At 68.1% G+C, this 20,055-nt stretch carries 17 protein-coding genes; 16 read left to right on the top strand and 1 reads right to left on the bottom strand.

Features of this window, described 5'->3' with window-relative positions; all coding sequences use genetic code 11:
* The first annotated feature begins 19 nt into the window (after window positions 1-19).
* From ACTJLF_RS22425 to ACTJLF_RS22440, 4 genes are all read left to right on the top strand, one after another.
* Entirely contained in the window at window positions 20-403 is a 384-nt protein-coding gene (locus tag ACTJLF_RS22425; RefSeq protein WP_126182473.1) for a Rieske (2Fe-2S) protein, read from the top strand.
* 35 nt (window positions 404-438) lie between these two features.
* Window positions 439-1,041 (top strand): YbhB/YbcL family Raf kinase inhibitor-like protein, encoded by a 603-nt coding sequence (locus tag ACTJLF_RS22430; RefSeq protein WP_240649894.1) that lies wholly within the window; start codon window positions 439-441, stop codon window positions 1,039-1,041.
* A gap of 100 nt (window positions 1,042-1,141) precedes the next feature.
* Window positions 1,142-2,644, top strand: a complete 1,503-nt coding sequence (locus tag ACTJLF_RS22435; protein WP_440883932.1) for a sensor domain-containing diguanylate cyclase — start codon at window positions 1,142-1,144, stop codon at window positions 2,642-2,644.
* A 61-nt stretch (window positions 2,645-2,705) separates the two neighbouring features.
* Window positions 2,706-3,005 carry a hypothetical protein gene (locus tag ACTJLF_RS22440; RefSeq protein ID WP_440883933.1) on the top strand — a complete coding sequence of 100 codons (300 nt, stop codon included), beginning with the start codon at window positions 2,706-2,708 and terminating at the stop codon, window positions 3,003-3,005.
* Here ACTJLF_RS22440 and ACTJLF_RS22445 read toward each other — a convergent pair.
* On the bottom strand, window positions 2,981-3,895 hold the full coding sequence (locus tag ACTJLF_RS22445) for a LysR family transcriptional regulator (protein WP_126182471.1): 915 nt from the start codon (window positions 3,893-3,895) through the stop codon (window positions 2,981-2,983). The genes ACTJLF_RS22440 and ACTJLF_RS22445 overlap by 25 nt on opposite strands.
* Window positions 3,896-4,034: 139 nt before the next feature.
* On the opposite strand from ACTJLF_RS22445, the gene ACTJLF_RS22450 reads away from it, so the two are divergent.
* The 12 genes from ACTJLF_RS22450 (at window position 4,035) to ACTJLF_RS22505 (ending at window position 18,931) form a co-directional block, all read left to right on the top strand.
* Window positions 4,035-6,173, top strand: a complete 2,139-nt coding sequence (locus ACTJLF_RS22450) for a 3-hydroxyacyl-CoA dehydrogenase NAD-binding domain-containing protein (RefSeq protein ID WP_440883934.1) — start codon at window positions 4,035-4,037, stop codon at window positions 6,171-6,173.
* A gap of 35 nt (window positions 6,174-6,208) precedes the next feature.
* Window positions 6,209-7,399 carry an acetyl-CoA C-acyltransferase gene (locus tag ACTJLF_RS22455; RefSeq protein WP_126182469.1) on the top strand — a complete coding sequence of 397 codons (1,191 nt, stop codon included), beginning with the start codon at window positions 6,209-6,211 and terminating at the stop codon, window positions 7,397-7,399.
* 13 nt (window positions 7,400-7,412) lie between these two features.
* Entirely contained in the window at window positions 7,413-8,621 is a 1,209-nt protein-coding gene (locus ACTJLF_RS22460) for an acyl-CoA dehydrogenase family protein (protein WP_126182468.1), read from the top strand.
* 163 nt (window positions 8,622-8,784) lie between these two features.
* Window positions 8,785-9,951, top strand: a complete 1,167-nt coding sequence (locus ACTJLF_RS22465) for an acyl-CoA dehydrogenase family protein (protein WP_440883935.1) — start codon at window positions 8,785-8,787, stop codon at window positions 9,949-9,951.
* Window positions 9,948-10,766: an oxepin-CoA hydrolase, alternative type gene (locus ACTJLF_RS22470; RefSeq protein WP_019658393.1), complete on the top strand. Its 819-nt coding sequence runs from the start codon at window positions 9,948-9,950 to the stop codon at window positions 10,764-10,766. Before ACTJLF_RS22465 ends, ACTJLF_RS22470 begins: the two co-directional genes overlap by 4 nt.
* An 81-nt stretch (window positions 10,767-10,847) precedes the next feature.
* Window positions 10,848-12,056: a CaiB/BaiF CoA transferase family protein gene (locus tag ACTJLF_RS22475; protein ID WP_019658394.1), complete on the top strand. Its 1,209-nt coding sequence runs from the start codon at window positions 10,848-10,850 to the stop codon at window positions 12,054-12,056.
* Window positions 12,057-12,135: 79 nt separating this feature from the next.
* The gene (locus ACTJLF_RS22480) at window positions 12,136-13,134 is read left to right on the top strand and encodes a Bug family tripartite tricarboxylate transporter substrate binding protein (protein ID WP_019658395.1); all 999 of its coding nucleotides are present in this window, start codon (window positions 12,136-12,138) and stop codon (window positions 13,132-13,134) included.
* A 113-nt stretch (window positions 13,135-13,247) separates the two neighbouring features.
* Window positions 13,248-15,134: an acyl-CoA synthetase gene (locus tag ACTJLF_RS22485; RefSeq protein WP_440870514.1), complete on the top strand. Its 1,887-nt coding sequence runs from the start codon at window positions 13,248-13,250 to the stop codon at window positions 15,132-15,134.
* Between the two features lie 58 nt (window positions 15,135-15,192).
* Window positions 15,193-16,200, top strand: a complete 1,008-nt coding sequence (locus ACTJLF_RS22490; protein ID WP_126182463.1) for a Bug family tripartite tricarboxylate transporter substrate binding protein — start codon at window positions 15,193-15,195, stop codon at window positions 16,198-16,200.
* 46 nt (window positions 16,201-16,246) lie between these two features.
* Complete coding sequence (locus ACTJLF_RS22495) at window positions 16,247-17,008, top strand: electron transfer flavoprotein subunit beta/FixA family protein (protein WP_440883936.1); 762 nt, start codon at window positions 16,247-16,249, stop codon at window positions 17,006-17,008.
* Between the two features lie 2 nt (window positions 17,009-17,010).
* Window positions 17,011-17,943, top strand: coding sequence for an electron transfer flavoprotein subunit alpha/FixB family protein (locus tag ACTJLF_RS22500; RefSeq protein ID WP_019656081.1), 933 nt, complete (start codon window positions 17,011-17,013; stop codon window positions 17,941-17,943).
* A 16-nt stretch (window positions 17,944-17,959) separates the two neighbouring features.
* Window positions 17,960-18,931 carry an NAD(P)H-dependent flavin oxidoreductase gene (locus ACTJLF_RS22505; RefSeq protein ID WP_440883937.1) on the top strand — a complete coding sequence of 324 codons (972 nt, stop codon included), beginning with the start codon at window positions 17,960-17,962 and terminating at the stop codon, window positions 18,929-18,931.
* The last annotated feature ends 1,124 nt before the right edge of the window (window positions 18,932-20,055 follow it).

The following is a 20,055-nucleotide window of genomic DNA, read 5'->3' on the forward strand; positions in this document are numbered from 1 at the left end:
TGGCTAGGCTCGCGGTCAGATGACCGAAGCCGCCACGACCGCCCACCAGCCCACCCCACCCGGCCCGTCCGCCACACCGGCCCTGCCGCTGGCCACCGGCCTTGCCGAAGGCGGCCTGGCCGCCAGGTTCAGCACCCCCGAGGGCGTGCCCGCCTTCGCGGTGCGCTGGCAGGGCGCGGTGCATGCCTACCTCAACCAGTGCCCGCATGCCGGCGGGCCGCTCGACTTCGAGGGCCAGGTGCTGGAGAGTTCGGGGCGCTTCCTGATGTGCGCCCGGCACGGCGCCATCTTCGAGCCCGACACCGGCAAGTGCGTCGGCGGCCCGTGCCGGGGCGCGCGGCTCACGCCATTGGCCGTCCACGAGAAGCCCGACGGCAGCGTGTGGCCCGGCGCGGCCGGCTGAAGTCGGCACAAGATCCACCATCCAGGAGCAACGACATGCGCAACTGCACCAACCGATTCCGCACTCTTCCGCATATGGCGCTGCCCGCCGCGGCCCTTGCCCTGGCCGGGCTGCTGGCAGGCTGCGCGAACATGTCCTCGCCCGTGGGCAAGGGCTCCACGGGCATGAAGGTCACTTCCAGCGCTTTCGCCGACAACGGCACCATCCCGGCCGAGCATGCGGGCGCTGGCGAATGCGGCGGCAAGAACATCTCGCCGCCCGTGGCCTGGAGCAACCTGCCGGCCAAGACCAAGTCGGTCGCGGTGCTGGTTTTCGACCCCGACGGCGCGGCCGGCCTGGGCGTATCGCACTGGGTGGCCTACAACATCGCTGCCGAGCGCGGCGAGCTCAAGGCGGGCGAAGGGGCTGCGGGCTCGAACTTCGACTTCACCATGGGCCCGAACGTGGCCGGCGCGCCCGCATACCGCGGCATGTGCCCGCCGGTGGGCGACCGGCCTCACCACTACGTCATGACGGTGATCGCCACCGAACTCGCGCCGGGCAGCCTGCCCGCCGGCCTCGGCCGCGACGCGCTGCTGGCCGCGCTGAAGGGCCGAGCGCTCGGCGGCCAGAGCGTGGTGGGCCTGTACAGCCGCTGAGTCCGGAGGCCTGCTGGCCACGGTTAATAATTAAGAACTCAGCCCGCCGGCAAATGCCCTGCCCACCCATGGCCGCGCCGCTTCCCTGAAAGCATCATCGATGGCCCTGCCCGCCACCAGCTCCGGCTCCACGCCGGCTTCACATTCCGCCGCCGGCGACCTCGACGCCATGTTCGACCTGGCGCCGGTCTCCCTCTGGATCGAGGACTACGGCGACCTCAAGCGCAAGCTCGACGGCTGGCGCGCCGAGGGCGTCACCGACCTGGTGGCGCACCTGCAGGCCGACCCGCGCCGGGTGAACGAATGCATGGCGCTGCTGAGGGTGCTGCGGGTCAACCAGCACACGCTCAAGCTCTTCGGCGCCGACAGCGAGCAGACCCTGCTGGGCGCGCTCGACCGCGTGTTCCGCGGCGACATGTCGGCCACCGTGGTGCACGAGCTCGACCAGCTCTGGCGCGGCCAGTTCAGCTTCGAGAGCGAGACCGTCAACTACGCGCTCGACGGCCGCCGGCTCGACGTGCGCGTGCGCGCCCGCGTGCTGCCGGGCTACGAGGACAGCTGGAGCCGCGTGCTGGTGGCGCTGGACGACGTCACCGAGCGCGTGGCCGCGCAGCGCCTGCGCGACGAGAGCGCCATCTACGCGCGCAGCCTGTTCGACCGCTCGCCGGTGTCGCTGTGGGTGGAAGACTTCAGCGCGGTACGCTCGCTGATGGAGACGCTGCGCGCGCGCGGCATCACCGACTTCGCCACCTTCATCAAGGTGCACCCCGACTTCGTCACGCGCTGCATGCAGGAGATCCGCGTCATCGACGTCAACCACGAGACGCTGCGCATGTTCGGCGCACCCAACCTGCAGACGCTGCTGGGCAACCTCTCGCGCATCTTCCGCGACGAGATGCGCGAGTCGTTCGCCGAACAGCTGCAGGACCTGTGGAACGGCAAGACGGTGCAGCACCGCGAGGTGCTCAACTACTCGCTGTCGGGCGAGGTGCTCAACATCCACATGCAGTTCGCGGTGCAGGATGACCGTCTCGACACCTGGGACCTGGTGCTGGTCTCGCTGGTCGACATCACCGCGCGCAAGAAGGCCGAGGCCTACCTCGAATACCTCGGCAAGCACGACGTGCTCACGCAGCTGTGCAACCGCACCTACTACACCGAGGAGCTCAACCGCCTCTCGCGCAAGGGCCCGTGGCCGGTGTCGATCGTGGCCATCGACCTCAACGGCCTGAAGCAGGTCAACGACCTCGAAGGCCACGCCGCCGGCGACACCCTGCTGCGCCGCATGGGCGAGGTGCTCGACAAGGCCGTCGACCTGCCCGCCTGGCCCGCGCGCATCGGCGGCGACGAGTTCGCGGTGCTGCTGCCCATGACCGACGAGCGCGGCGCCGAGGCGATGCGCGAGCGCATCCTCACGCTGCTGGAAATGAACAACCAGTTCCACGCCGGCCAGAGCGGCCACGCGCTGAGCCTGGCCATCGGCTTGGCCACCTGCCACGGCGACGAGCCGCTGGAGGCCGCGCTGCAGCGGGCCGACCGGGCGATGTACGAGGACAAGTCGCGGTATTACGAGAGCGTGGGAACCGACCGCAGGCAGCAGTAGCCACCGACGCTGCGCCGAGTTGATCCGTAGTTTGCGAGGTTACGTTTGCCGAAAAGAACCAATGCTTCTTGAAGGCCTTGCCGAAGCGCTGATCCAACTCGTGCTGCAGCCCATCGCAGAGGCTGCGATACACCTGATCGGCTACATCACCGGATTTGTCGCCGTTCCGGTCGCCACGCTGGGGCACGTGGTCGTCGAGCGGCACGAAGAAGGCGTCGGGGCGATGACCGAAAGGTGGGCCCGGGCGCCCAGCGGGCGCATTGTCATCAGCGCGGGCCTGGGCAGCATCGTGGGCTTTCTCACCTGGCTCCTGATCGGCGGAGCAGCCCTCTTGATCTATTTCACGTCGGGGCCTTCGTAGCCCGGCCCCCTCACCCGCTCCAGCACGAAATCGATGAACGTCCGGATCGCCCGCGTGTGCTGGCGGTTCGGCATGTAGAGCATGAACATCTGGGTGCCGAAGATCGAGAGGCGCCAGTCGTCGAGCGTGGTCACCACGTCGCCGCGGCGCACGTCTTCCTGCACCACGTAGTCGGGCACGAGGCCGATGCCCAGGCCGGCGAGGATGGCCTGGCGCAGGAACAGGAAGTTCTCGGAGATCAGCGTCGGCTCCAGGATCACCTCCCGGCGTGTCTCTCCCTGGTAGGCCGACACGCGCAGCTGCCGCCCGATGACGGCGGCGGTGACCACCGGCGCGCCCTGCAGCGCGTCGAGCTGCACCGGCAGCGGGTTCTTCGCGGCGTATTCGCTCGAGGCGCAGGCCACGTAGCGCACCGGCCCCATCGCGCGCGCCACCAGGTTCTGTGGCGGCTCGGGAATCACGCGGATGGCGATGTCGACTTCGTCGCGCAGCAGGTCCTCGATGCGGTTCTCGAACACCACGTCGAGCACGATGCCGGGGTACTGGCGCTTGAAGTCGATCAGCCAGTCGGCCATCACCAGCTGCCCGTAGCCGCTGGGCACGCTCAGGCGCACGCGGCCCTGCAGGCCCTGGCCCAGCGTGGTGACCGATTCGCGCGCCGCCAGCAGCTCGGCCTGGATGGCGATGCCGTGCTGGTACAGGCGCAGGCCGATCTCGGTCGGCTCGGCGCGCCGGGTGGTGCGGCGCACGAGCTGCGCGCCCACCGAGCGCTCGAGCTGGTTCAGGTGGTAGCTGACGTTGGCGCGGGTCATCTTGAGACGCCGCGCGGCCGCGCTCAGGTTGCCGGCGTCGAGGATTTCCACCAACAGGGTGAGCGACTGGAGGTCCATGGGCCGATTGTGTCAAAAATCCTTTGACAGTCTGTCAACCGCCTATGCAATTGTCAAAGCGCGGACACCGGCCAAGAATGCTTGGTTCATCCCAGAGCCTCGGACCCGCACGGTCCGCAACGCGAGAGACAAGCAGCACATGGCCACCAACGACACCTCCAGCCCCTCCACGTCCACCGGTCCCGTCACCTTCGAACGTCTAGGCGACGTGTTCGTGGTGACCATCGACAACCCGCCAGTCAACGCCCTGGGCGTGGACGTGCGCCGCGGCCTCGTGGCCGCCATCGACGCGGCCGAGGCCGACAGCGCGGCCAAGGCGGTGCTGATCGTCGGCGCGGGCCGCAACTTCATCGCGGGTGCCGACATCCGCGAGTTCGGCAAGACGCCGCAACCGCCCTCGCTGCCCGAGGCCTGCCTGAAGATCGAGAACTGCACCAAGCCGGTGGTCGCGGCCATCCACGGCGCCGCGCTCGGCGGCGGGCTGGAAGTGGCCCTGTCGGCGCACTACCGCATCGCCTCGCCGACCGCCAGGCTGGGCCTGCCCGAAGTGGCGCTGGGCCTGCTGCCCGGCTCGGGCGGCACGCAGCGCGCGCCGCGCCTGATCGGCGTGAAGCCCGCCATCGAACTCATGCTCAGCGGCCGCCATGCGGGCGCGAAGGAAGCGCTGTCGCTCGGCCTCGTCGACCGCCTCGCCACCGAAGCCGACGCCCGCGCCGAAGGCCTCGCCTACGCGAATGAACTGGTCGCAGCCAAGGCCCCGGTGCGCCGCACCCGCGACGCCGGCGCGCTGGCCGACAAGGAAGCCGCCCGCGCCGCGCTCGAAGCCGCCCGCGCCGACACCGCCAAGAAGAGCCGCGGCCTGTTCTCGCCGATGAAGATCGTCGAGGCCGTCGAAGCCGCGCTCACGCTGCCCTTCGACGAAGGCATGGCGCTGGAGCGCAAGCTGTTCCTGCAGTGCATCGACAGCCCGCAGCGCGCCGGCCTGATCCACGCCTTCTTCGCCGAGCGCGAAGTGCTCAAGGCCCCCGAGACCAAGTCGGCCAGCCCCCGCGCGCTGGAGGCGGCCGGCATCGTCGGCGGCGGCACCATGGGCGCGGGCATCGCGGTGGCGATGCTCGACGCCGGCATGCCCGTGACCATGATCGAGCGCGACGACACGCAGCTCGCGCGCGGCCGCGCCAACGTCGAGAAGGTGTACGACGGCCTCATCGCCAAGGGCCGCATGACGCCCGAGGGCAAGGCGGCCGTCATGGCGCGCTTCTCGGGCTCCACCAGCTACGACGCGCTCGCCAATGTCGACATCGTGGTGGAAGCCGTGTTCGAGGACATGGCCGTGAAGAAGGCGGTGTTCGCCGAGCTCGACCGCGTGTGCAAGCGCGGCGCGGTGCTGGCCACCAACACCTCGTACCTCGACATCGACGAGATCGCCGCCAGCATCTCGCGTCCGCAGGACGTGGTGGGCCTGCACTTCTTCTCGCCCGCCAACATCATGAAGCTGCTGGAGATCGTGGTGCCCGCTAAGGTGAGCGCCGACGTGGTCGCCACCGGCTTCGAGCTCGCGAAGAAGCTCAAGAAGGTGCCGGTGCGCGCCGGCGTGTGCGACGGCTTCATCGGCAACCGCATCCTGGCCGTGTACCGCCAGGCCGCCGACCACATGATGGAAGACGGCGCATCGCCCTACGACATCGACGCCGCCGTGCGCAACTTCGGCTACCCGATGGGCCCCTTCCAGGTGTCCGACCTCGCGGGCGGCGACATCGGCTGGGCCACGCGCAAGCGCAAGGCCGCCACGCGCGACCCGAAGGCTCGCTACGTGCAGATCGCCGACCGGATCTGCGAGCGCGGCTGGTTCGGCCAGAAGACGCAGCGCGGCTACTACCTCTACCCCGAGGGCGCCCGCACCGGCCAGCCCGACCCCGAGGTGCTGGCCATCATCGACGCCGAGCGCGAGCGCGCCGGCATCAAGCCGCGCGCCTTCACCGAGGAAGAAATCATGCGCCGCTACATGGCCGCGATGATCAACGAGGGCGCCAACGTCGTGCTGCAGCGCATCGCGCTGCGCCCGCTCGACGTGGACGTGACCTTCCTCTACGGCTACGGCTTCCCGCGCCACCGCGGCGGCCCGATGAAGTACGCCGACACCGTGGGCCTGCCCAAGGTGCTGGCCGACATCCAGGAGTTCGCGAAGGAAGACCCGGTCTTCTGGAAGCCCTCGCCGCTGCTGGTGCAGCTGGTCGAGCGCGGCGCCGACTTCGCGAGCCTCAACCAATCCGAGTAATCACAGACAGAGCCAGCCGTCCAGGAGACACCCCCATGCGTGAAGCCGTCATCGTTTCCACCGCCCGCACCCCGCTTACCAAGGCGCACCGCGGCGAATTCAACATCACCCCCGGCCCCACGCTGGCCGCATTCGCCGTGAAGGCGGCGGTGGAGCGCTCGGGCCTCGACCCCGCGCTGATCGAGGACGCCATCCTCGGCTGCGGCTACCCCGAAGGCACCACCGGCCGCAACATCGCGCGCCAGGCCATCATCCGCGCGGGCCTGCCGATCTCCATCGCCGGCACCACGGTCAACCGCTTCTGCGCCTCGGGCCTGCAGGCCATCGCCATGGCCGCGGGCCGCATCGTGGTGGACGGCGCGCCGGCCATGATCGCGGGCGGCGTCGAAAGCATCTCGCAGATCCGCACCCGCAGCGCCACCGACAGCGGCGACAGCGGCATGGACCCGTGGATCGTCGAGCACAAGCCCGAGCTGTACATGGCGATGATCGAGACCGCCGACATCGTCGCCAAGCGCTACAACATCAGCCGCGAGGCGCAGGACCGCTTCTCGGCCGAGAGCCAGCGCCGCACCGAAGAGGCTCAGATCGCCGGCCGCTACAAGGACGAGATCATTGCCTGCACCACCACGATGGCCGTCACCGACAAGGAGACGAAGGAAGTCACCTACCGCGAAGTGACCGCCACCGAAGACAACTGCAACCGCCGCGGCACCACCTACGAGGCGCTCGCCAAGCTCAAGCCCGTGATGGGCGAGGACAAGTTCATCACCGCCGGCAACGCCTCGCAGCTGTCGGACGGCGCATCGGCCTGCGTGCTGATGGAGGCAAAGGAAGCCGAGCGCGCCAACATCAAGCCGCTGGGCGCCTTCCGCGGCCTCGCGGTGGCCGGCTGCGAACCCGACGAGATGGGCATCGGCCCGGTGTTCGCGGTGCCCAAGCTGCTCGCGCGCCACGGCCTCAAGGTGCAGGACATCGGCCTGTGGGAACTCAACGAGGCCTTCGCCTCGCAGTCGATCTACTGCCAGGACAAGCTGGGCATTCCCTCGGAACTGCTCAACGTGAACGGCGGCGCGATCTCCATCGGCCACCCCTTCGGCATGACCGGCGCGCGCCTCGCGGGCCACGTGCTCATCGAAGGCAAGCGCCGCGGTGCGAAGTACGCCGTGGTCACGATGTGCATCGCCGGCGGCATGGGCGCAGCCGGTCTCTTTGAAATCTACTGAAGAGGAGCCAGCGATGGACCTGAACTTCACCCCCGAAGAAGAAGCCTTCCGCAGCGAGGTGCGCGCCTTCCTGGCCGCCAAGCTGCCGGTGCGGCTGTCCGAGAAAGTGCGCAGCGGCAAGATCCTCGAGAAGGCCGACATGCAGGAATGGCACGCCATCCTCAACGAGCGCGGCTGGCTGGCCAACCACTGGCCCGAGCAGTACGGCGGACCGGGCTGGACGGCGGTGGAGAAGTTCATCTTCGAGAACGAATGCGCGCTGGCCTTCGCGCCGCGCATCGTGCCCTTCGGCGTGAACATGCTCGGCCCGGTGCTCATCAAGTACGGCAACGAGGCGCAGAAGAAGCACTGGCTGCCGCGCATCCTCAATGGCGCCGACTGGTGGTGCCAGGGCTACTCGGAACCCGGCGCGGGCTCCGACCTCGCTGCGGTGAAGACTTCGGCCGTGCGCGGCATCGACGCGCAGGGCGACCACTTCATCGTGAACGGCCAGAAGACCTGGACCACGCTGGGCCAGCACGCCAACATGATCTTCTGCCTGGTGCGCACCAACCGCGAGGCGAAGAAGCAGGAAGGCATCAGCTTCCTGCTGATCGACATGACCTCCCCCGGCGTGGAAGTGCGCCCGATCATCACGCTCGACGGCGAGCATGAGGTGAACGAGGTGTTCTTCTCCGACGTGCGCGTGCCCGCCGAGAACCTCGTGGGCGAGGAGAACAAGGGCTGGACTTGCGCCAAGTACCTGCTGACCTACGAGCGCACCAACATCGCAGGCGTCGGCTTCTCGGTGGCCGCGCTCGAACAGCTGAAGGGCATCGCCGCCACGCAGACCAAGAACGGCAAGCCGCTGGCCGACGACCCGGCCTTCGCAGCCCGAATGGCACGCGTCGAGATCGACCTGGAGAACATGAAGACCACCAACCTGCGCGTGATCGCGGCGGTGGCAGGCGGCGGCGTGCCCGGCGCGGAAAGCTCGATGCTGAAGATTCGCGGCACCGAGATCCGCCAGGAGATCTCGTCGCTCGCGCGCCGCGCGATGGGCGTCTACGGCCGCCCCTTCATCGCCGAGGCGCTGAAGGACGGCTACACCGGCGAGACCTTCGGGCCGCCTTACGCCTCGGCCGCCGCCTCGCGCTACTTCAACAACCGCAAGCTGTCGATCTTCGGCGGCTCCAACGAAATCCAGAAAAACATCATCTCCAAGATGATCCTCGGCCTGTGATGGCTCTCCCCCAGGCTTGCCCACTCCGTGTGACCGCCACCCCCTTCCGGGGGCAACGCCAGCGGCCCGGCAAAGCCGGTTCCGCGGCGTTCCTGGAATCACCCTTTGATAGCCGCACTTTTTCATGCGACGCGTGTCTTGGCAGATGCGCAGGAGACTTGAAATGAATTTCGAACACACCGAAGACCGGCGCATGCTCGCCGACAGCCTGAACCGCTTCATCAGCGAGCAGTACGCCTTCGACGCGCGCGACCGCATCGCGAAGTCGGAACACGGGTTCAGCAAGGAAATCTTCCTGCAGTTCGCCGAACTGGGCGTGATCGGCGCGCTCTTCAGCGAGGCCGACGGCGGCTTCGGCGGCGGCGGCTTCGACATCGCCGTGGTCTTCGAGGCGCTGGGCCGCGGCCTGGTGATCGAGCCGCTGCTGGGCGCGGTGATGGTCGGCGAGGCGATCAGCGCCGCCGGCAACGATGCGCAGAAAGAGAAGCTCGGCGACATCATCAACGGCGCAGTCGTCGCCGCCTTCGCGCACGACGAGGCCGACACGCACTACGAGCGCACGCGCGTGGCGACCAAGGCAGAACGCAGCAACAACGGCAGCGACAGCGGCTGGGTGCTGCACGGCGCCAAGGCCGTGGTGCCGCAGGGCGAGCAGGCAGACCTGTTCCTGGTCTCGGCACGCACCTCGGGCAACGTGGACGACGAAGCCGGCATCTCGCTCTTCCTCGTGCCCGCGAAGACGGCCGGCCTCACGGTGCGCGGCTGCCCCGCCATCGACGGCGGCCGCGTCGCCGAACTCTCCTTCGACGGCGCGAAGCTGGGCGCCGACGCGCTGCTCGGCACCGAGGGCCAGGGCCATGCCACGCTGGAGCGTGCCATCGGCCGCGGCGTGCTCGCGCTGTGCGCCGAAGCGCTGGGCGCGATGGAAGCCGCCAAGGCCGCGACGCTCGACTACCTGCGCACGCGCAAGCAGTTCGGCACGCTGATCGGCAGCTTCCAGGCGCTGCAGCACCGCATGGCCGACCTGCTGCTGGAGATCGAACAGGCCCGCTCGGCCGTCATCAACGCCGCAGCCGCCATCGACACCGGCGACCGCGTGACGCGCGAGCGTGCGCTGTCGGCCGCCAAGTTCAGCATCGGCCGCATCGGCGCGCTGGTGGCGCAGGAGAGCATCCAGATGCACGGCGGCATCGGCATGACCTGGGAGCTGCCGCTGCCCCACTACGCCAAGCGCCTCGTGATGATCGACCACCAGCTCGGCGACGAAGACCACCACCTGCAGCGCTACATCGCCCTGGGCAAGGAATCCGGCAAGGAGGTCGCAGCATGAGCACCGACAACAAGACGATCCTGATCTCGCAGGAGGGTGCGGTGCGCATCCTCACCAACAGCAACCCCGCCTCGCGCAACGCGATCACGCCCACGCTGTACGCCGAGCTCTCGGCCGCGCTGGCCGACGCACAGGCCGACCCCGAAACGGGCGCCATCGTCTTCACCGGCGCGGGCGACTTCTTCTGCTCGGGCGGCGACCTCAACCTGCTGGCCAAGCGCCGCGAGCTGCCGGCGTCGGAACGCCGCCAGATCCTCGAAGGCCTCAACAACCTGATCCGCGCGCTGCGCGACTGCAGCAAGCCGGTGATCGCGGCCGTCGAGGGCGGTGCCGCGGGCGCGGGCCTGTCGATGGCGCTGGCCTGCGACATGCTGGTGTCGGCGCGCGACGCCTTCTTCACCGTCGCCTACGTCAAGGTCGGCCTCACGCCCGACGGCGGCGCCACGGCCTTCCTCTCGGAGTTCGTCTCGCGCCAGGTGCTCACCGAGATGTGCCTCACCGGCGACCGCATGCCGGCCGAGCGCCTGCACGCGCTGGGCGCCGTCAACCGCCTCACCGACAAGGGCGCCGCGCTGGCAGAGGCCATCGCGCTCGCGGCCAAGGTAGCCAACGGGCCGGAACGCGCCAGCGCCCGCATCAAGTCGCTGTGCCGCCAGGCGCACCGCGCCACGCTCGAAGAGCAGCTCGACGCCGAGGCCGTGTTCATGGTCGAGTCGCAGGCGGATGCCGAGGCGGCCGAAGGCATCGGCGCCTTCCTGGGCAAGCGCAAGGCCGACTTCGCGGCGCTGCGCGGCCGGAAGCAGGGTGCATCCTGACGCGGGCCGCCCTACCCGTCCTTTCGCCTCGCACGACGCATGCACCGTGCGGGGCTTTCTCGTTTCCAGGGAGCTGATCTCATGCCTTTGCCCCATTCATCGCTGCCGCTTGCCGGCGTACGCGTTCTCGATCTGTCCCGCATCCTCGCGGGCCCCTGGTGCGGCATGGTGCTGGCCGACATGGGCGCCGAAGTCATCAAGGTGGAGCATCCGGGCCGCGGCGACGACACCCGCGACTGGGGCCTGCGCGTAGGCAAGACCGAGACCGCCTACTTCAACAGCGTGAACCGCAACAAGCGCTCCGTCACGCTCGACCTGCAGACGCCCGAGGGCCAGCAGCTCGCGCGCGATCTCGCCAGGCAGTGCGACGTGGTGATCCAGAACTTCAAGTTCGGCGGCATCGACAAGCTGGGCCTGGGCTACGAGCAGCTCAGCAAGGAGAACCCGCGCCTCGTCTACTGCTCGATCTCGGGCTACGACCGCACCGGCCCCGAGGCCGCGCGCCCCGGCTACGACCTCGTGGTGCAGGGCGAGGCCGGCCTGATGGCGCTCAACGGCGAGGCGAACCAGCCGCCGCTGAAGTTCGGCGTGGCCGCCGTCGACCTGTTCACCGGCATGTACTCGGCGCAGGCCATCCTCGCGGCGCTCTACCAGCGCGAGAAGACCGGCAAGGGCCGGCACGTGGAGATGGCGCTCTTCGACTGCGGCCTGATGATCACCGCCTACTACGGCCTCGAAGCCCTGCTCATGGGCGAAGACCCGCCGCGCTACGGCAACTCGCATCCGTCGATCGTTCCCTACGGCGTGTTCGACGCGGCCGACGGCCCGCTGGTCATCACCGTGGGCAACAACGCGCAGTTCGCGCGCTTCTGCACCGAGGTGATCGAGCGGCCCGACCTCGCGGCCGACGAGCGCTTCAAGACCAACATCCTGCGCTCGGCCAACCGCGCCGCGCTGCTGCCCGAACTGCACGCCGAGCTCGCGAAGCGCCAGCGCGCCGACCTGCTCGAAAAGCTCACCGCTGCGGGCATTCCCTGCGGCGAGGTGCTGGGGCTGCTGGAGGCGCTGAAGTCGCCGCGCGCCACGCAGGGCGGCCTCGTGACCTCGCAGCCGCATCCGGTGGCAGGCACGGTCGACGTGCTCGCGCCGCCCTACCGCTTCGATGGCGAGCGCCTGCCGGTGCGCAGCGCGCCGCCCACGCTGGGCGAAGGCACGCACGACGTGCTGCAGTCGCTGCTCGGCCTGTCCGACGACAGGCTCGCGGCGCTCAAGAGCAGCGGCGTGGTCTGAAGAGCAGCACGCCCTCCGTTTCCCGTCCCCTGTTTCTCGTTTTTTCCGTTTCCCGTTTTCCCTGAAGTAGTCGAAGTCCATGGCATTCCCCGCTTTCCGTTCCCTCCGCAGTCCCCTTCGCCGTGCACTCCTTGCCCTGGCCCTTCCGCTCGCCGCCGGCGCCGCCTTCGCGCAGGCCTGGCCCGCCAAGCCGATCACGCTGATCGTGCCCTTCCCTCCCGGCGGCCCCACCGACGTGGCATCGCGCATCGTGGCGCAGAAGATGTCGGGCGCGCTCGGCCAGAGCATCGTCATCGACAACCGCAGCGGCGCATCGGGCACCGTGGGCGCTGCTGCCGCCGCGCGCGCACCGGCCGACGGCTACACCTTCGTGATGCTGGCCACGCCCACGCTGCTGGCCTCGCACCTCTACGGCCCCACCGGCTACGACATCTTCAAGAACTTCACGCCCGTGGGCTCGGTGTACGACCTGCCGATCGTGCTGGTGGTCAACCCCAAGTCACTGCCCGACGTGAACGGCGTGCAAGACCTCATCGCCAAGGCCAAGGCCGAGGGCGGCAAGCTCAACTACACCAGCGCAGGCGCCGGCAGCTTCGGCCACCTGACGACCGAGCAGCTCAAGACCATCGGCAAGTTCGACATGCAGCACGTGCCCTACCGCGGCAGCTCGCCGGCCGTGACCGACCTGATCGGCGGCCAGGTGCCCGCGATGTTCTCCGACCTCGTGGGCGTGCTGCCGCACATCAAGTCGGGCAAGCTGCGCGCCATCGCGGTCGGCTCCGGCCAGCGCGTGAGCCTGCTGCCCGACGTGAAGACGGTGGCCGAGCAGGGCTTCCCCGGCTTCGACGCAACCTCGTGGGGCGGCCTTCTCGCGCCGGTGGGCACGCCGAAGGAGGTCATCGACCGCATGAGCGCCGAGCTGAAGAAGGCGCTGGCCGACAAGGAAGTGCAGGAAAAGCTCCAGGGCGTAGGCACCTTCGCGGCCTACCGCACGCCGGGGCAGACGGGTGTTCGCATGAAGGAAGACTTCGAGCGCTGGGGCAAGGTCATCCGCGACAACCACATCACGAACCAGTAGAACGCACAGGTCCGCAGGGCGACCAAACCAAGGAGACAGACATGACGCATAAGCAGAAATACGAGAACGACTACGGCACCCCGGTGAGCGCGCCGTTCCGACCCGCGTTGCCCGTGCGCAGCCTCGCCGACATCCGCAAGCTCGAGGAGACGCCGCTGGAGCAGGCGCTCACGGTGCGCAGCACCTACGAGATCTTCCGCAACGCGGGCCATGCCTTCGGCAACAAGACCGCGCTGACCTTCCTGCGCACCGGCAACCCGGCCGACGAGCCGATCCGCTGGTCTTATGCCGAGCTGCTCTCGCGCATCCACCAGACCGCCAACATGCTGCATGCGCTGGGCGTGGGGCCGGACGACGCCGTCGCCGTGCTGCTGCCCGGCTGCCTGGAGTACCACCTCGCGCTGTGGGGCGGCGAGGCCGCCGGCATCGTGCAGCCGCTGAACCCGCTGCTCACCGACGAGAAGCTGGTCGCGCTGATGACCGCCGGCCGCGCCAAGGTGCTGATCGCCTACGGCTCCGATGCCGAATCGGGCATGTGGTCGAAGGCCATGCGCCTGCGCGGCCAGGTGCCCACGCTCACCACCGTGCTGCGCGTGGCGCCGCACGACGAGGCGCCCGGCGCGGCCGGTGCACTGCCCGAAGGAGTCGCCGAGTTCGACGTGCTGCGCGCCGCGCAACCCGACGACCGCCTGGTGAGCGGCCGCGACATCGCGCCTGCCGACATCGCCGCCTACTTCCACACCGGCGGCACCACCGGCGCACCCAAGCTCGCGCGCCACAGCCACGGCGCGCAGGTGTTCACCGCCTGGGCCAGCGTGCAGGTCGCGGGCATGAACGAGAACGGCATCTCCATCAACGGCTATCCGCTGTTCCATGTGGCGGGCGTGCTGCCGGCGTCGCTGTCGTCGCTGTCGGCTGGCGTGGAGGTGATCATTCCCACGCCCTCGCTGCTGCGCAACAAGGAGGTGCTGGCCAACTACTGGAAGCTGGTGGCCAAGTACCGCCCGACCTCGCTGTCGGCCGTTCCCACCGTGCTCGCGGCACTGGCCAACGTGCCGCTGGACGGCGCGGACATCTCGTCGATCACCTACTGCCGCACCGGCGCCGCCGTGCTCGCGCCCGAGTTGGCCGCGCGCTTCGAGCGCCTGTTCGGCCTGCACGTGCACGAGAGCCTGGGCATGACGGAGATGGCCGGCATCTCGACCATCACGCCACCCGGCGTGAACGGGCCCGCGGGCTGCGTGGGTTTTCGGCTGCCCTACATGCAGATGCGCGTGGTGGCGCTCGACGAGAACGGCAACGCGACCGACCGCGAGATGCCGCGCGGCCAGCAGGGCATGGTGCTCTTCAAGTCGCCCAACGTGTTCTCGGGCTTCGTCGACCCTGCGGACAACGCCAAGGCCTTCACCGCCGACGGCTGGCTCGCCACCGGTGACCTGGGCTGGATCGACGACGAGGAACGGCTCAACCTCACCGGCCGCTCGAAGGACCTCATCATCCGCAGCGGCCACAACATCGACCCCAAGACGATTGAAGACGCGCTGGGCGCGCACCCGGCCGTGCAGCTGTGCGCCGCAGTGGGAGCGCCTGATGCCTACGCGGGCGAGCTGCCCGTGATCTTCGCGACGCTGGTGCCCGGCGCCTCGGCGACCGAAGAAGAGCTGCTGGCCTTCACCTCCGCGCGCGTGGACGAGGCCCCGGCCCGGCCCAAGTGGGTGTCGGTGATCGCGACCATGCCGATGACCAACGTCGGAAAGATCTACAAGCCCGAGCTGCGCGCGATGGCCGCGCTGCAGGTGGTGAACGCCGCCGTCGCCGAAGCCTGCGCCCAGCTGGCCGTGCCCGAGGCCGCACGGCCCGTGGTGAAGACCGAGGGCGAGAGCCTCGTGCTCGTGCAGATCGACGGCGCTGCGGCAGGCACGCTGGCCGCGCCGCTGCAGGAGCGGCTGCACAAGGCGCTGGAGCCCCTGCCCTTCAAGACGCGCATCGCAACGCAGTGACGGAGTAACGGCGAGCCGACGATTTTTTGAAACCAAGACCGAGAGACAGAGACAAGCCATGACGACCTTCCGCCTTCCGAACCGCCGCGCCCTGCTGTGCGCCGCCGCTTCCGCCGCCACGCTGTGCGCGCTGCTCCCCGCTCAGGCGCAGGCGCAGGCCCCCTACCCCAGCAAGCCCATCCGCATGGTCGTGCCCTTCGCCGCGGGCGGCGCCACCGACGTGCTCGCACGCGTGATCGGCCAGAAGATGTCGGCCGGCATGGGCCAGCCCGTCATCATCGACAACAAGCCCGGCGCGGCCGGCATCATCGGCACCGACGCGGTCGCCAAGTCGGCGCCCGACGGCTACACCATCGTGCTGGGCCTGAGCAACTCGCTCATGACCAACGAGTTCCTCTACGAGAAGCTGCCCTACGACACCGCGCGCGACCTCACGCTGGTCTACCAGATCGCGGCGGCGCCGCTGGTGCTGGTGGTGCACCCCAGCGTGCCGGCCAAGACCGGCCCCGAGCTGCTGAAGTACGTCGTCGCCAACAAGGGCAAGGTGGCCTACGGCTCCTACGGCATCGGCGCCTACCCGCACCTGGCCGGCGCGCACATGAGCCTGGCGACGCAGTCGGACATGAGCCACGTCGCCTACAAGGGCGAGGCGCCGATGATGCAGGACCTGATCGGCGGCCAGATCCAGATGGCGTATGCGAGCGCGCTGGTGGCCAAGCCGCATATCGACTCCGGAAAGATCCGCGCCATCGGCGTGAGCGGCGAGCGCCGCATGAGCACGCTGCCCAATGTGCCCACGCTGGCCGAGCAGGGCCTGAAGGACGAGGCCTACCGCGTGACCGGCTGGCTCGCCATCGCGGCGCCCGCGAAGACGCCCAAGCCCATCGTGGACCGCATCGCCGAGGAAGTGCGCAAGGCCACGCAGCAGCCCGACGTGCGCGAGCGCATCGCGGCCATGGGCTTCGAGATCAAGGAAAGCTCGCCCGAACTCTTCGCCACCGCATGGAAGGCAGAGCGCCCCGTGTGGGAGCGCCTCATCAAGCAGTCGGGCGCCAAGCTCGAGTGAGCCCTGCGCTCGCCCATTCATTTCTTCTTCATTCAAAGGAACAGCCATGAAGGTTCTGGTGCCCGTCAAACGGGTCGTCGATTACAACGTGAAGGTGCGCGTGAAGAGCGACGGCACCGGAGTGGACATTGCCAACGTCAAGATGAGCATGAACCCCTTCGACGAGATCGCCGTTGAAGAAGCGGTCCGGCTGAAGGAAAAGGGCGTGGTCACTGAAGTGATCGCCGTCTCGTGCGGCGACGCCAAGAGCCAGGAAACCCTGCGCACCGCCATGGCCATCGGCGCCGACCGCGGCATCCTGGTGGAAACCACTGAAGAACTGCAACCCCTGGCGGTCGCCAAGCTGCTGAAGGCGCTGGTCGACAAGGAACAGCCCCAGCTCATCATCCTCGGCAAGCAGGCCATCGATGACGACGCCAACCAGACCGGCCAGATGCTGGCTGCGCTGGCAGATCTTCCCCAGGCTACTTTCGCCTCGAAGGTCGAAGTCGCCGGCACAGATGGAGAGAAAAGGGCCACCGTCACCCGTGAAGTCGACGGCGGCCTGGAGACCGTGGCGCTCACGCTGCCCGCAGTCATCACCACCGACCTGCGCCTGAACGAGCCGCGTTATGTGACGCTGCCGAACATCATGAAGGCCAAGAAGAAGCAGCTGGACACGGTCAAGCCGGAGGACCTTGGCGTCGATGTGAAGCCTCGCCTGAAGACCCTGAAGGTCGCGGAACCGCCCAAGCGCGGTGCCGGCATCAAGGTGCCTGATGTTGCAACGCTGGTGAACAAACTGAAGAACGAAGCGAAGGTGATCTGAACATGACCGCACTTGTTATTGCCGAACACGACCACGCCAGCATCAAGCCGGCCACCCTCAACACCGTGACCGCAGCGCTGGCTTGCGGCGGCGACGTCCACGTGCTGGTGGCTGGCGCCAATGCCGCCGAAGCAGCCAAGGCGGCTGCCCAGATCGCTGGCGTCTCCAAAGTCATCGCAGCCGACAGCCCGAGCCTGGCCGAGAACCTCGCCGAGAACGTCGCAGCCCAGGTGCTCGCGATCGCCGGCAGCTACAGCCACATCCTGTTCCCCTCGACCGCCAACGGCAAGAACGTCGCTCCGCGCGTGGCCGCCAAGCTCGACGTGGCGCAGATCAGCGACATCACGGCCGTGGTGAGCGCCGACACCTTCGAGCGTCCGATCTACGCGGGCAATGCGATTGCCACCGTGCAGAGCAGCGATGCGACCAAGGTGATCACGGTTCGTACGACAGGTTTCGACGCGGCAGCAGCCACCGGTGGCAGCGCAGCCGTCGAATCGGCTGCAGGCGTCGCAGACAGCGGCAAGAGCAGCTTCGTGGGCCGTGAAGTCACCAAGAGCGAGCGCCCTGAGCTGACGGCAGCCAAGATCATCGTTTCTGGCGGCCGTGCCCTGGGCAGCGCAGAGAAGTTCACCGAGGTGATGGCACCTCTGGCCGACAAGCTCAACGCCGGCCTCGGCGCCAGCCGTGCAGCCGTCGACGCGGGCTACGCCCCGAACGACTGGCAGGTGGGCCAGACGGGCAAGATCGTCGCGCCCCAGCTGTACATCGCAGCAGGCATCTCGGGTGCCATCCAGCACTTGGCCGGCATGAAGGACTCCAAGGTGATCGTGGCGATCAACAAGGACGAAGAAGCGCCGATCTTCTCGGTGGCCGACTACGGCCTCGTGGCCGACCTGTTCACGGCCGTGCCGGAACTGGTGAAGGCGCTGTAAGCGAGAGGCCGCGACGATGAAGACCCGCATCACCGAACTGCTGGGCATCCGCTACCCGATCATCCAGGGCGGCATGCAATGGGTGGGCCGCGCCGAGCTGGCGTCGGCCGTGTCGAACGCCGGGGGCCTCGGCATCGTCACCGCGCTCACGCAGCCCACGCCCGACGACCTGCGCCGCGAGATCGAGCGCACGCGCACGATGACCGACAAGCCCTTCGGCGTGAACCTGACGATCCTGCCGGCCGTGAAGCCGCCGCCCTATGCGGAGTACGTGCAGGCCATCATCGACAGCGGAGTGAAGATTGTCGAGACCGCGGGCAACAGCCCGAAGGACTTCATCGCGGCGCTGAAGGAGCACGGCGTGAAGATCGTCCACAAGTGCACCTCGGTGCGCCATGCGCTCTCGGCGGAGCGCAACGGCGTTGATGCGGTGTCGGTGGACGGCTTCGAGTGCGCGGGCCATCCGGGCGAGGACGACGTGCCCGGCCTGGTGCTGCTGCCGGTGGCGGCGCGCAAGCTGCGCATTCCGATCATCGCGTCGGGCGGCATCGCCGACGGGCGCGGCATGGCGGCAGCGCTGGCACTGGGCGCAGAAGGCATCAACATGGGCACGCGCTTCTGCGTGACCAGGGAAGCGCCGATCCACGACAACATCAAGCAGGCGCTGGTGGAGGCGACCGAGCGCGACACCAAGCTGATGTTCCGCACCCTGCACAACACGGCGCGCGTGTTCCGCAACGCCATCTCCGAAGAAGTAGTGGCCACCGAGAACCGGCCGGGCGGCTGCGAGTTCGAGGACGTGCGCCCGCTGGTGGCCGGTGCGCGCGGACGTGCGGCGCTGGAGTCGGGCGAGGTGCACAACGGCGTGGTCTCGGCCGGCCAGTGCATCGGGCTGATCGACGACATTCCGACTTGCGCGGAACTGCTGGAACGCATGGTGCGCGAGTGCCGTGAGCACCTGGACCGGGCTCGGGGCTGGATGGACTGAAGCCCTCCGCTCACTCGCATCCGGGGGCGCTCAGGCCGACGGGGTACCTTGCTCCGCGAATGTCCCCCGGCCTTCGGCCTCCCCCTTTATTTCGCTGCGCAAGGCACCCCATCGGCCTGAGCGTTGAGCGCCGCTGCTGACTGGCACAGCGCGGTCTCATGGGGTCTTTGCACAGCGCGCTGCGGAAGCTGCATTAGTTGGCAGTCTCCGCGACTTCGTGCTGTAGCAGCAGCTACGTCGCCGGCTTCTTCTCTAGAGTGAATGCCCCTGTCACTCGATGCCCCGCCAAGGAGAGCAGAAAGGCCCGCACACCCAATCCACTAGCTAGATGTTTGAAGGCTGCTTGCCTCGCGGCAGGTTGTCGGTGCGAAAGCACTGATGCAAATGCGAGGTACCAAAAGGCGACGGCCAGGGTGCTCGTAACACCCCGGCCGTCTAACCAAGTTCGTGCACCAACCTTGGAAGGAAAGCACAAAAATGGCTACCAAGACTATAGCCCGGCCAACTACGCCGGTAGCTTCCGAAGACAACGCCCAAGACCCGGCGGATCTTCTTGAAAACACCCTCTCTCAACTCGAAGCTCTACTGTGGGTCTGCCACGGGGAAGAGATCGACTGGTGCAGTGGGGATGGGCCTCGGCAATTGAACAATCTACTTTGGCTTGCGGCTGAGATGGCTCGCAAGGCGGGGGAGTTGTTTCAGATGAGTGAGAAGGCGAGATGCAGAGAGCCTGAGGCTGGCGGGTAGGGGCTGAACTGCGGGCTGCGGTGTTCGCGGCCCGCCTGGGGAACAAGTCCTTTGGGGTGCGACGGCTGAAGTCTTTGTGATTGAGGGATTTCGGCCCGATCGAGGTTTGTGGCGTAGGCCTAGGTTTTCTTTCTAACCCTGCGCCCCTTGGCTTGGAGCACTAGCCCCGGTGCCGTTCGCGGTTCCTCTGCGTCAAGAGAGGAGCTATACCCAATCGTGGTAAGTGGGCGCATATCTGATCCAAGAATCGAGAGTACATAGTCACCCATGCTCGCAGCTCGCGATTGGATAGCTGCGCGCGCCAAATAGTCGCGTCTACTATGTACTGCAGGAAGGTGGGACTTCCTTACAAAAAGCTCAAGCTCGCGGCTTTCAAT

It is taken from the genome of Variovorax sp. 22077 (genome assembly GCF_052044195.1).
GTDB classification, from domain to species: domain Bacteria; phylum Pseudomonadota; class Gammaproteobacteria; order Burkholderiales; family Burkholderiaceae_C; genus Variovorax; species Variovorax atrisoli.